Origin of the sequence: Nitrospira sp. BLG_1 (assembly GCF_047338595.1) — a bacterium.
GTDB lineage: Bacteria > Nitrospirota > Nitrospiria > Nitrospirales > Nitrospiraceae > Nitrospira_D.
Map to the genome: position 1 here is coordinate 64,521 of NZ_JBLFBO010000004.1, position 12,831 is coordinate 77,351.

The window sequence follows — 12,831 nt, forward strand, 5'->3', positions numbered from 1 at the left end:
GATCATGCAGAAAGAATTGCCGATCGTATCCCCCGATAAATTCCACGACGAGTGCGCGGTCTTCGGCGTGTACGGCCACGAAGAAGCGGCCAATCTGACCTATTTGGGGCTCTATGCATTGCAACATCGTGGACAGGAGGCGTCCGGGATCGTTGCGGGGGATGGAGAGCAGTTTTGCATTCAGAAGGGCATGGGCCTTGTGGCCGATATTTTTCACAAATCGGTCCTGGAGAAGTTGCCCGGTCATATGGCCATCGGACATAACCGCTACTCCACAACGGGCGGCAACGATTTGAAGAATGTGCAGCCGCTCACGGTGAATTTTGCACTCGGTAATCTTGCCTTAGCGCATAACGGGAATCTCATCAATGCTCAGATGCTTCGGCATGAGTTGGAGGCTTACGGGGCGATCTTCCAATCGACATCCGATAGTGAGGTAATCATTCACCTCATCGCGCATTCACGCGCAGGCTCCTTTCTTTCAAGGGTTGTCGATGCGCTCAATCAAGTGCGAGGGGCGTTCTCGGTGGTGTTGATGACCGACAACGGGCTCATTGCCGCACGGGATCCCTACGGGCTGAGGCCGCTGTGTATCGGTCGGCTCCGTAGCAGCTGGGTGGTTGCGTCTGAGACCTGTGCATTCGACTTGCTCGATGCCGAATATATTCGAGAGGTGGAACCGGGTGAGTTGATCGTGATCACCGATCAGGGACTCGAGAGCCACCATCCGTTTCCCAAGACGGCTCCGGCCATGTGCGTGTTTGAATATGTCTATTTCGCGAGGCCGGACAGCCGCATTTTTGGAAGTGAAGCGGTCTATGCCACACGGAAAGCATTGGGACGACAGTTGGCTCAAGAGGCGTGGGTGCCGGCGGACGTCGTGATCCCCGTTCCGGACTCCGGTGTGCCGGCGGCACTCGGGTATGCCGAAGGGGCGAGTGTGCCCTTCGAAGCCGGGTTGATTCGTAATCACTATGTAGGGAGGACATTCATCGAGCCGGAGCAGTCGATTCGTCACTTCGGCGTGAAGGTCAAGCTCAACGCTGTACCAGAAGTCTTGGATGGGAAACGCGTGGTTGTGATCGATGATTCGTTGGTTCGAGGTACGACGAGCCGGAAAATCGTGAAAATGATTCGACAAGCTGGGGCCAAGGAAGTACACATGCGAATCAGTTCGCCGCCGATCATTTCGCCCTGTTTTTATGGTATCGACACACCGACCAAAAAGGAGTTGATCGCCTCCGATCATTCGATTGAAGAAATCCGCAAGTACATTACTGCCGACAGCTTGGCGTATCTGAGCTTGGACGGCATGCTGAAATCGGCACCGCGAACACCAGATCAGTACTGTACGGCCTGCTTTACCGAACGCTATCCCATCCCATTCACCCGCGCGGAAGAGCTGCAGTTAGGCTTGTTTGAGACAGCGCGCTGAACACGTTCCCCAGGAGCGCATGGCAACATCAGAGAACGACGAGAAGAACGTTGCGCAATCCAGAGTGCGGCCACGTGTGCCGGTCGATTATCCTGCTTCGTTTGCTGGAGATGACGCATCAGGTCAGGGCACCGTGACGAATCTGACACTCGCAGGGGGCGAGGTCAAAAGCGACATACAACTTCCGCTTGGGGCACGCGTGAGTCTCCATGTGCGACCGCCTGGTGCCCGTCCCTCGATTGTCATTGCCCTTGCGATCGTCCGGTGGAAGGAAGGGGAACGATTCGGACTCGAATTCGTGCGGTTCGAAGGGGATGCCAAGGAACAACTCAAGGACATGCTGAACCAGTAGAGAGCCCTGCCGGATGTGAGGTTCCTTCCTGCCTCGTGGTTGCCGCTCGAAAAATTGCCATGGTACGATACTCCACACATTGGTTTGGCGGTTGAGCCATGGGAGTAATTTGGAGCATGGTGAAAGGGTGAGGAGGCAACACAACGATGGATGAAACGGAGGCAGGGAAGCAAAAGTTTCTCGAGGTGGTAAGAGGAGTGGATCAATCGGTCCAGGTGGTCATCCCTGTGACGCCGTCCAACAGCTTGTTTTTGATCTCGCTGACAAAGGGAGCGAATCGTAAATTCATCACGGTGGCGGAAGACGATCTGATCGACTTGCCTCACGAGGCAAGCATTGAGGTGAAGATCGCCAAAATGGTCAAAGAGGTCGTTGCCGCACTGTAAAAGCATCGGCGTCGCGCAGTACGCACTGTTGTGGCGTCCTACACCATGAAACAAATTTTGCCCAACATTTGGCAATGGTCGTGGTTTTCAGATGAAAAGGAACTGAACTTCAACGGTCTGTTGCTGACGATCGGTGAACACGCGATCCTGGTGGATCCTCCACCGATGACTCCGGAGGCGCAAGCCGTCGTCCGACGCCATGAACCGATCGATTACATCGTCCTCACCAATCGCGATCACCTTAGGGAAGCCCCGGTTTATCAGGCTGAGTGGCATTGCCAACTCTATGTTCCTGAAGCAGATGCGGCTCAAATGGAAGTGAACCCGACAAAAACCTATAAGGATGGGGAGCTCTTGCCCGGGGGGGTCTGGGTGATCCAGCTGAAGGATCAGAAGTCTCCTGGCGAATCGGCCCTGTTTGTCGAACGGAGCCGAGGTGTGCTGATTGTGGGGGATGCGCTGATCGGCCACCCATCAGGAGCACTCCGTCTGCTTCCTCCTGAAAAATATGCGGATGCGGCTAAGGCGAAGGAGTCGCTCCATCGTCTTTTGAAATACAACTTCGACAGCCTGCTGGTCGGAGACGGTGTTTCTATTCTTGCGGGGGCAAAGCATCAGGTGGAACAACTGTTGGCGGTGTCACGATGACATTGCGGAACGGCCTGTCGGAGGAGCTTAATCGACAAGGGAATGAGCATTTTTCGAGGGGTTACTATACGGAGGCCTATACCTGTTACGCGAGGGCGTTGGAGTGTGATCGGCTGAGCGGTGACCGGCGGGCCCTGGTCGCGACGCTTGGGAATCTGGGCAATATCTGTGCAGTCAGTGGACGGCGAGATTCCGCTCAAGCTCATTATCAGGAGGTCTTGGAACTTCAAAAAATTCTCGGTGATGAAAAAGGTATCGGGACGACGTTAGCCAACTTGGGAAACCTGCGTGCCGATGCCGGCGAATGGGATCGAGCTCGAGCCTATTATCTCGAGGCCATGGATCTTATAACCAAGACACATGATGAAGCGGCGCAAGCGGTTCTGTTGTCCGACCTGGGCCTGGTAGCCAGGGAAACTGGTGACAGTGAGGAAGCCATTCGCTGCTATGAACGGTCGTTGGCCTTAATGCGTCGGCTGGGGAATTTGGCAGGTGTTGCGGACGCCTGGCGGATGATCGGACGTACGTACGTGATTCAACGGCGCTATCATGAGGCAATTGCCTGCTGTCAAACGAGCCAGTCGATTGCCGAACGGTTGCGCGATGAACTTCGCACCGGCGGTGCCAGGTATGTGCTCGTTCAGTGCTATGAGGAACTGGGGCAGCTTCAAGAGGCAGCCGATCACCTCGAACAGGTCGTGTCTATGGATCGGAAGTATCGCTTACCAAAGCTGGAAGAGAATACCCAGCGTCTCAACGTGCTTCGTCTGCGACTGGCAGGTTTGGCTCAGGCACAGGTGCCTCGGGAGATGTCTGCATGACAGAACTCAGCTCTACAACGTGGCTGCAACTTCGAACTGACTTAATTCAATCGTTCCCGCAATTCTATGAGCTGGAACCTGATGGACCGCTCCTCATGGAGCTCGGAGCTGATGGCTGGCTTTTAGAAGTTAGGCCAGAGGGTAAGGTGCTCTGCCAGTACGGGGTTTCAATGGACGAAGTCATGGCGCTCATGTCGGACGGAACTCCGGAGGACTTGGGAACTGATGAAGTCGCCAAGCAGGCGAAATACTTTCTTCAGCCGGCGGTCTCTCGATACAGAGCACTCCTTCTTCAGTCCGGATTCGTCGAGGAGACGGAGATAACGGATGAGTTCGTGGCGGTCACCTTTGCCCGAGATGCCGATCTCCATAATCGTCTCAAGCTTGAAGATCTGTTACGGTGGTGCCGAGGGCACATTGGGAAAGTCTCGTGACGCCCAGGATCTCGACGTTCGACGAATTTCGTGATGCGATTTCCGCCTATCGTTTACCGAGAGTGCTGCTGGCCGCACTTGAGTTGGATTTGTTTACGGTGATCGGCGATCGATCTTGGCCGCTGACCACCCTTGCGAAGAAGCTGAAGGTCAGTGAGCGCGGCCTGAGCATCCTCTGCCGCAATCTCGCTGCTGCCGGAGTGCTGCACAAAAAGGGCAGCCTTTATAGAAACAGCAGACTTGGGGCAACCGCGCTCAATGGCAACCACCGTACGTATCGAGGTGGCTATCTCAATCTGATCAGGAGCCATTGGACCGACTGGATTCGGCTGGAAGAATCCATTCGAAGCGGACTGCCGCTCGATCATGATGTGCCAGATGGCCCGGACTATCGGCGCCAATTTACCTGGGCGATGCACCACCGGACGTTGGAAATTGCTCCGGCTATTGCGGCACAGCTTCATCTCGGTCGAGCGCAAACTCTCCTGGATCTCGGTGGGGGGCCTGGTACCTATGCGATGGCGTTTCTTGCCAGGAATCCACGGTTGCGTGCGACGGTCTGTGATCGAGCGGCTGCGCTTGAGGTGGCTAAAGAAATTGCGTCCACCCACAAAGCGAGAGGCCGTCTGTCCTATGCCCCGCTCGATTTCTGCAAAGATCCGATCCCTGGTACGTATGATGTTATTTGGTACTCCAATGTATTGCACATTTATTCGCCGGAGGAGAATCAGGCCATCTTTCGCCGAGTTCGTGCGGCACTGAAGCCGGGAGGCCGATTCATCATCCAAGATGCCTTTCTGCACGATCAGCAAGGTCTATATCCGACGGAAGCGAGTTTGTTTGCGATCTCCATGCTCCTGTTTACTGAACAGGGGAATACCTATACAGTTCAGGAGACGGCGAAGTGGCTGAGACAAGCCGGTTTTGTCAGGATCAAACCCATTCCGATTAGGAAGGGGACGGGGGATTGGGAGGACGGAATTTGGGAGGGATCAGCCCCTGGTCTACGGCCAAGAATGATTGCCAACCAAAAAGGATCAGGCAGAAATAGAAAAGGCCGCTGACGATACTGGCCATCATGGAAACGACAGCATCCGCATCCGTTGACAGAGCCTGAACTATCGTGGCGATGTCTATTGCCAACCCAATCGTTGCATAAAAGACGCAAACTGCCGCGCTCCATCGAAATCGAAGCCAAACGAGTAGGGACAATGCGAGAGGTATGAACGAGAAAAAGCTGATTTTCCATGCCATGTCTTGTGTCAAGAATGAGCTGTTTTCAAGGAAGAGAAATCCAGTTTCCACGACGAAGGCGCTGAGTAACAGAATAAGCAAGGGGTTGTGTGGCATCGGCTGACTATAGACTGTCGAGGAAAAGTTCGGCAATGGGTGCCATGTAGTGGTAGTTCTCGTGATAAAGGCAGACTATGCATCATAGAGCCGAAGGATCAGGAAGAGAAGTAACTGCCCCTGCAGGCTTGTCTTCTGATTTATGACGGAGACTGTCGGCTCTGTATATCCATAAAATAGGGCATGAACGCCGAGGAGTTGATCAAATGGCAACGAGTATCCGATTCCTCGCCTATCAGAGCGAAGCAGCCAGAATCGCTGTTGGTTAGCAGTATGGCCGTGGTTGCCCTGAGGCAGCTTTCTTTGTCCAACCTTCCGGATAGATTCTGCAGGGGCCTGACGCATTTTCCTTTCTTCTTCCCTATCTGAGCGGTGAGATGCTGGTGCAGTTGGGGTTACGGTTCGGCACCACCAAGTCGTTTCATCTCATCCTCCTCTTTAGAGGGGATTTATCCCATCAGTGAGGAATTTACCGGGTATCTGTCCTCCATCAGAATGCCTTCACATTCTGATGGAGGATACATGTCACCAACATCCGACTTTTTACCATGCTGTAAGCATTCAGCTCGTACCTTAGAGCAAAAGCGCTGGGCTACAGGTTTCGGTTGTTCAAGGATCGTAAGTCAGTTGGTTTTTATTGGATTATGCAGTATCTACAGTGGGAACGATTTGGCCTGGGCTGACGTCATTGCCACGGATAAAAAGGCGATTGTGGCGGCGGGGTTCGGCTATCAGATCGGGTCTGTGTCCGCGATTTCGGTGAAAGTGTACGAAGCTGACTCAGGTGCGATCATATCTGATGATGTCTATGAACTGACGGTCAAGGAGGGTGATGGGGCAGGAAGGAGCGAGGGGGCTCGTATTTTTGCGGGGGGTATCGGACAAGGGGCTACGGACCTCTCTAACTTCGTCTTGCGGGTCTACGACGCGAATACCGGGATTTTTCAATGGGAGGGGCGCCTCAACCTCGTGCAGCCTGACGGAAAGGGCGGAGGACAAGCCATTTCGACTCGACAATTTAATCGAGCCACCATCACGAGAGTCCGCACGGAGCGACAGGCAACCGAACAACCCACATTCCTGTTGCGCGCGGTAGATGCGGTAACTGGCTCTCTTGTCTGGGAGGATGAGTTTACTACGGTCCTGGGTGCAACTCCGCACCTCCATTCGATTGCGGATCGGACCAGGAGGGTGGGGCGAGTTTCAATAAACAGTTCTCACAAGTTCGAATTCAGAATTCGCATGTATGATCCGAGCGGGAAACAGATTATCTGGGAAGATCAACTGTCTCAGCGAGAGTCTGAAGAGGGGGCCCAGGGGTTGCTGAATGATCAGGCCGATTTACTGCCCGCCTGGCCGCATCAGCCGCAGGATGAATCGATTCCCGTACCGATTTGACGGTGCCTTGTTCTTCTCTCGATCAAGCCTGGATACAACGGGGAGGCTACGAACGGGCCCGTTCGTAGCGCTCGAGCCATTGACGGTGGAACTGCTCATAGGAAATCAACAGTTTGTCCTGAAACGCGGTTGCCACGGAAGCCTTCGCCTGAAAGGCTTTCACAAGGTCGTCGACGCGGGCCATCCCCCATCGCTCCATCAAAAAGTGGGTTGCCGAATTGGCTTCTAGGTAGGCCACGATAGAAGCTTCGGCTGTGAATGCACCCCAGGGGCCTTCCAGAGAAGCCAACGGAATCACCTTGAGCTCGCCGTGGAGGGCCTCATCGAGATCAGGCCATGAATCCCCGGCCAGTTGCATAGCTAGTCCTTCGTTCAGCCAGGTTGGGAGTGCTCCTGCCTGTGATCCTAACCGGTCATGGAGCAGGGCATGGACGTATTCGTGACGGAGTACCGTGGCGAGCCATTTCCGATCTGTGGTGGCTCCCTGTGTGGGAATTTGGATGCGTCCGAGCGTGGGGTCATAGAGGCCATCAGCCCATGCAGGACTGCCAGTGGAACCCTGGAATAATTCTTTTGCGTGGAGGACGACCGTGATGGGCTTGGTCGGGAAATGCCCAAACTTCTGGCCAATATCCCGATAAGCCTCCTCGAGAATCTCCAACACCGATGTCCAGGTGGTTTGGTCCTCCTCCCCATTGAATTTCACGACAAAATGAGTGCTGCTGCGCGCCGTCATGCGAGATTCAACTGATTGTGTGCGTTGAACCCTTTCTGTAACGGTGGCCAGATAGGATTGGAGTGCCGGGTCTTGCTTTGCCCGTTGGGTGGCTTGGGCTAAGTGCGTGGCTGCTCCAGTCAGATCGTCCTGTTCTTGGAGCAAATCAGCCATCGCAAGGTGAGGGAAGGGTTCGCCCGGTGCCACTTTCATCAATTTCGTCAAGAACTCCACATTCAGTGCCCGGTCGCGCTGTTCCCAGTAGGCATGGGCCAGGTTCATAAGGATGACGGGGTTCGTGTCGTCGAGTTCCGCTGCTTTCTTAAACGCACCGAGTGATGCCCCTGTACCTTGAAGACGCTCCTGCTGCAACCCGAGATTGTTCCACAGGATGGCGATGAAGGATTTGGATTGTCCATTCGATAGGACGGAGGCCGGGAGTGCTTTCAGCTTGTTTTCGGCCAGGGAGAGGTTATGTTTTTCGACTTCATCACGAATTCCTTCCAAGAGCGCCTGATGTGGAGTGGGCGGGATGACGGTCTGGTCAAGCGTGCGGATGTGTCGCGATTCACTCTCGGACGGTTTGGTCTGTGGGGGCACTGGCGGGGGAGGGACGGATACGACGGTTTCCGTTGGATTCATCGTCAGCGAGGGATGAAGCGGCTTCAGAAAGAGGTTATACCCGATCAGGAGGGCCAAGCCGACGGCTAGCGGGATCAGGATATGGCGAATATTGCGGCGGTACATATGAGTCTGGCAGGAGTGTAGCACCCTAGGAAAATATGACCAAGCAATCCAGGAAAAGAAGCGGAGGGGATTTGCCCGGGCTCGTCGGCTGCGTTGTGCGATGAATTATGCTGTGCTACGATTCTGCGCTATATGCAGGCGGAGACTGAATCGAGTTCGTTGGTACCGTTTCAGGAGTGGTTGGATCGCATCGCCAGGCCGATTGAATTTGCAAGCCGAGATGATGGCGCCCACTTGAAGGCCATCACCAATCTGAGTGATTTTATCTCCACGCAAGTGCTGTCGGCTCTTCGCAGGCAGACGTATTCAAGGGCGATCGAAGCTCGTCTGATTTCACTCCGTGACCTCTTCGTTGATTTTTCATCGTCCCTTTCTCCGGATGAACAACGTCGCCGATTGCATGCGGCGGGGTTGCACATCCAAGCTCTTCGAAAGGCCGTGCAGAAGCCTGCGGCTGCTGCCCAGACGTTGCCGGCAGGATCTGTTCATGAAGCCGTATCGACTGATGGAGGACGAACCGAGCTCTGGCGCCTTTCTGTCAGATTCGCCAAAGGGGTTGGACCCAAACGCACTGGTGTCCTCCAACGGTTGGGCATCGAAACGGTAGAAGATGTGTTCTGGACCATCCCCTGGCGGTATGAAGATCGATCGGTCATGACACCCATTGGAAATCTTGTTCCGGGGATGGTGGCGTCCATTTGTGGGATAGTTGGAAAGTGTGAAGCAAAGCGGACAAGAAATCGACGACTGAGCATGTTGGAGGTCGGCATCGAAGATCAGTCCGGTCGCTTACAGGTAGTGTTCTTCAATCAACCCTATCTGGAAGATATTCTGACGGTTGGAACTCGTGTGATGTTGAGCGGGCGGGTGATCTCTGGTCGAGGGGACTGGATGGTGCCGCGAATGGATGTTGCTCAGTACGAGGTCGTCGGAGAGGGGGTGGAATCGGCGCTGCATGTCGGACGAATTGTCCCCGTGTATCATGAAACCAAGGGATGGACATCTCGTCAGATGCGGGTGCTCGTACAGAATCTCTTGGCGGACCATGGGATGGATCTCATTGATCATTTGCCGGTACCGCTCCGGGCGAGGCAGCGACTGATCCCGATCCATGAGGCATTCCAGGATGTGCATTTCCCGAAAGCAGGAACTGATGGCCATCTGTTGGAGCGAGGAAAGACGGCGGCCCACCGGCGGTTGGCATTTGAGGAACTGTTGCTGCTGCAACTGGCGTTAGCGTCCCGGCACCGATCGGTCTATGAAGAACGGAAAGAGGTACGGTTCAATCCGAAAACCCCTCTGCTCGCACAGCTAGTCAGTCTTTTGCCCTTTCGTCTCACGGCGGCGCAGGAGCGAGTCATTCGGGAAATTTTTCGGGACATGATTTCGCCACGCCCCATGAATCGGTTAGTCCAAGGAGATGTGGGATCAGGAAAAACTGCGGTCGCGTTGCAGGCGATCGTGATGGCCTGTGGGTCAGGCTATCAAGCTGCCTTGTTGGCTCCGACGGAAATCCTTGCGGAACAGCATTACCGCAACCTATCGGGAATGTTGCAGGCCTTGGGGCTGCAGGCGGTCTTAGTTCGCGGTGGTGAGAAAGCCTCGGTCAAGAATGTGCAGGTTGAACAGCTGGCTTCGGGAGATGTCAACGTAGCAATCGGGACCCATGCGCTTCTGCAGCAGGGTATCACATTCAAAAATCTTGGCTTGGCGGTCATCGATGAACAGCACAAGTTCGGCGTGTTGCAGCGAAAGGCGATGATCGAGAAGGGCTATAGGCCGGACGTACTGGTGCTGACGGCCACTCCCATTCCCCGCACGCTGGCGATGACCGCCTACGGGGATCTTGATGTGTCGGTCATCGACGCCCTTCCTCCAGGGCGTAAACCGGTGCGGACGTTCTTGTTTAGTGAGGGACAACGGCGGAAAGCCTACCAGATTGTGCGCGATGAACTGCGTGCCGATAAACAAGCCTACATCGTCTATCCGCTGGTGGAAGAATCGGAGAAAGTCGACCTTCAAGCGGCGATTCAGGGCGCTGAACAGTTGAAGAATGGAGAGTTTTCAGACTTTCGTGTCGGCCTGTTGCATGGACGTATGAAGGCGGTTGAAAAAGAAGCGGTGATGACCGATTTTAAGTCCGGCACGATTCAGCTGTTGATCGCCACGACTGTCATTGAAGTCGGAGTGGATGTGCCGAATGCGACGGTTATCTTGATTGAACATGCCGAGCGATTTGGACTGGCACAGTTGCACCAACTGCGCGGTCGCGTCGGGCGTAGCAGCCATCAAGCTTATTGTCTATTGATGGCACAAAACCTAGGACGAAGGAAAACGGAATCACGCAGACGGACTCCGGGCAGTGAAGCATCGATGTCGGCGGCAGGGGAACGGTTGGAGGCCCTTGTCCGGTCAAACGATGGGTTCGTCATTGCTGAGGACGATCTGCGCATTCGAGGGCCTGGTGAGTTCTTTGGGTTACGGCAATGGGGCATGCCGGAGTTTCGCGTGGCCAACCTGGTGCGCGATGGTGATCTGCTGGAGCAGGCCAGGCAGGAGGCCTTTTCGCTGCTACAATCTGACCCAGGGCTGAAAGAGTCAGCCCACCAGGGACTACGCGAGGCTATGCTTCGTAAGTGGGAGAAAAAGTTGGAGTTGGGTTCAATCAGTTAGGACTGCCATGGGACTCTTTCAGCGAATCAAAGATGATCTGCGGACTGGGATCGCCACGCTCCGCCTCGGGACTGTTCATGCAGCGGGACGTGCGCTGGAAGAGACAGAACTGCTCCGCATGCGATTGGAACTCCGCAAGCTCGACCAGCAGTTGTCGGATCTGTACAAGGATATCGGTGAGCGGGCGGTGGATATGAAGGAGCGAGGCGAAACGGCAGAGCGTGTCGTTTACGATGCCGAGATCGTGCGTCTGGTCAAAGAGGTTGAAGTTGTGAAAGAGTCGCAGAAGAAGTTGGAAGCCGAGATGGAGGCCATTCGGAACGAGCAATGACCGAGCCGACGAAGCGGACACGGCGTTTGGCCGGCATTGATATCGGCACCCTCACCTGTCGGTTGTTAATTGCAGATCTAGCCCCTGGACATCCCTTCAAAGAGCTTCGATCAGAACGGCGTATTCTTCGACTGGGAGAAGGTGTTGACCAGACGAAACGGCTGAGTCCTGCCGCCATGGATCGTGTGATCCACTGTCTCCAAGAGTGGCGCAGCGTCATTGAGAGCCATCAGGTTGAAGCCACTGCGGTTGTGGCGACCAGTGCCGTTCGCGATGCCGGCAATCGAGCGGAATTCTTGGCACGGGTGCAAACAGAGTGCGGGTTGGACGTCGAACTCATCTCGGGCAAGGAAGAAGCGCGGCGGACATTACTCGGCATTCGTTCAGGCTTGCCGGTCGAAGTCACAGACATCCTGGCACTGGATATTGGTGGGGGGAGTACTGAGTTCATCCTGGATCAGCCAGGACAGAAAAGGATCGTTCGCTCAATCGATATCGGAGTCGTCCGCCTCTGTGAACGACTTTTGCGTCACGATCCTCCGACTGAGGAGGAAGTGCGCCATGCACGTGAGTGGATCACGCGGGAGACCAAGGTGGCGGTTGCTGAGATGGGTGACTATCGACAGGCCACGTTCGTCGGAACTGCCGGGACAGTCACAGCTCTGGCTGCCATGGCCCAGCAGCTTCCAGCCTATGAGCCTGCGCGTATACACAACTATGTGCTGAAGCTCGATACGATCCAAGAACTTGAACAGACATTGCTGAGTCGAACGAAAGCCGAGCGAGTCGGGTTGCCGGGCTTGGAAAAGAACCGCGAAGAAGTCATCGCCGCCGGCGCTATCATCATTAGAACGATTATGGAGACGTTAGGACAGAAAGCATGTTTGGTGAGTGATTTGGGGTTGAGAGAAGGGGTATTGATGGACTTGGCGGTGCGCAATAACAGTGCAGGTGATGTTACGACCGAAGACCTGTTAGCCTATGCACACAATTTAGGAAAAGTGCTCAACGAGTGGACCGAGGTTTCTAATATTCTTCTGAAGGATATTGAAAGTCTTATAGATGTATTTCAGGAGGATTGGTCTAGCCAGCCTTTTCGTCGGATGTTTGTGCGCGCTTGCTGGGCCTTGATTGAGGGCGAAGTTTATTGCTTGAAGCAAGTTACTCTTCGTGCCTGTGAGCTAGGAGGGAAGAGTCTTACTTCGTCCGAACATAAGTTGTTATCCGAGGTCCTAATGTTAGGTGACGAGAGTGGTTGTATAATGCGGGAGGATACGCGTACGAGTACTCATGAGAATCTCAAACAAGCGCTTAAAGTTGCGACCTCTAAGTTCGAACTTGTATGGTCACCAGATTTTGGCAGTCAAGGCTGGGCAATGTTGAGAAGCTCGTTAGATTTGAGGCATCGCATTACGCATCCAAAGTCTGCCGCAGAACTTGTAATGTCAGACGATGAGTTGGATCTTCACAGGAAAGGGTTTGAATGGTTTCTGGAGACGATTCAGAGGTTTCAAATGATCTTCCAGCAAAAGTACCAATAG

General features: G+C 54.4%; 12 protein-coding genes. 11 read left to right on the plus strand and 1 reads right to left on the minus strand.

The window, feature by feature from the left end; translation table 11 throughout:
* The first annotated feature begins 4 nt into the window (after positions 1-4).
* The 8 genes from purF to ACMTNU_RS05750 all read left to right on the plus strand — a co-directional run bounded on the left by purF (position 5) and on the right by ACMTNU_RS05750 (position 6,824).
* Entirely contained in the window at positions 5-1,435 is a 1,431-nt protein-coding gene (gene purF / locus ACMTNU_RS05715; protein ID WP_413934265.1) for an amidophosphoribosyltransferase, read from the plus strand.
* 19 nt (positions 1,436-1,454) lie between these two features.
* Entirely contained in the window at positions 1,455-1,787 is a 333-nt protein-coding gene (locus tag ACMTNU_RS05720; protein ID WP_413934266.1) for a PilZ domain-containing protein, read from the plus strand.
* 146 nt (positions 1,788-1,933) lie between these two features.
* Entirely contained in the window at positions 1,934-2,173 is a 240-nt protein-coding gene (locus ACMTNU_RS05725) for a hypothetical protein (RefSeq protein WP_413934267.1), read from the plus strand.
* 45 nt (positions 2,174-2,218) lie between these two features.
* Positions 2,219-2,821 (plus strand): hypothetical protein, encoded by a 603-nt coding sequence (locus ACMTNU_RS05730; RefSeq protein ID WP_413934268.1) that lies wholly within the window; start codon positions 2,219-2,221, stop codon positions 2,819-2,821.
* A complete protein-coding gene (locus tag ACMTNU_RS05735; RefSeq protein ID WP_413934269.1) occupies positions 2,818-3,642 on the plus strand; it encodes a tetratricopeptide repeat protein in 825 nt (274 codons plus the stop codon). Before ACMTNU_RS05730 ends, ACMTNU_RS05735 begins: the two co-directional genes overlap by 4 nt.
* A complete protein-coding gene (locus ACMTNU_RS05740; RefSeq protein ID WP_413934270.1) occupies positions 3,639-4,076 on the plus strand; it encodes a hypothetical protein in 438 nt (145 codons plus the stop codon). The genes ACMTNU_RS05735 and ACMTNU_RS05740 overlap by 4 nt, the downstream gene beginning before the upstream one ends.
* The gene (locus ACMTNU_RS05745) at positions 4,073-5,140 is read left to right on the plus strand and encodes an SAM-dependent methyltransferase (protein ID WP_413934271.1); all 1,068 of its coding nucleotides are present in this window, start codon (positions 4,073-4,075) and stop codon (positions 5,138-5,140) included. The genes ACMTNU_RS05740 and ACMTNU_RS05745 overlap by 4 nt, the downstream gene beginning before the upstream one ends.
* Positions 5,141-6,053: 913 nt before the next feature.
* Complete coding sequence (locus tag ACMTNU_RS05750) at positions 6,054-6,824, plus strand: hypothetical protein (RefSeq protein WP_413934272.1); 771 nt, start codon at positions 6,054-6,056, stop codon at positions 6,822-6,824.
* A gap of 46 nt (positions 6,825-6,870) precedes the next feature.
* Here ACMTNU_RS05750 and ACMTNU_RS05755 read toward each other — a convergent pair whose 3' ends face one another.
* Positions 6,871-8,286 (minus strand): peptidase MA family metallohydrolase, encoded by a 1,416-nt coding sequence (locus tag ACMTNU_RS05755; RefSeq protein WP_413934273.1) that lies wholly within the window; start codon positions 8,284-8,286, stop codon positions 6,871-6,873.
* A 132-nt stretch (positions 8,287-8,418) separates the two neighbouring features.
* Between ACMTNU_RS05755 and recG the strand changes: the two genes are divergently transcribed.
* The 3 genes from recG to ACMTNU_RS05770 are packed head-to-tail and all read left to right on the plus strand — an operon-like array spanning position 8,419 to position 12,831.
* The gene (recG, locus tag ACMTNU_RS05760; protein ID WP_413934274.1) at positions 8,419-10,959 is read left to right on the plus strand and encodes an ATP-dependent DNA helicase RecG; all 2,541 of its coding nucleotides are present in this window, start codon (positions 8,419-8,421) and stop codon (positions 10,957-10,959) included.
* 7 nt (positions 10,960-10,966) lie between these two features.
* Positions 10,967-11,290 (plus strand): hypothetical protein, encoded by a 324-nt coding sequence (locus ACMTNU_RS05765; protein WP_413934275.1) that lies wholly within the window; start codon positions 10,967-10,969, stop codon positions 11,288-11,290.
* Positions 11,287-12,831 (plus strand): hypothetical protein, encoded by a 1,545-nt coding sequence (locus tag ACMTNU_RS05770; protein ID WP_413934276.1) that lies wholly within the window; start codon positions 11,287-11,289, stop codon positions 12,829-12,831. The genes ACMTNU_RS05765 and ACMTNU_RS05770 overlap by 4 nt, the downstream gene beginning before the upstream one ends.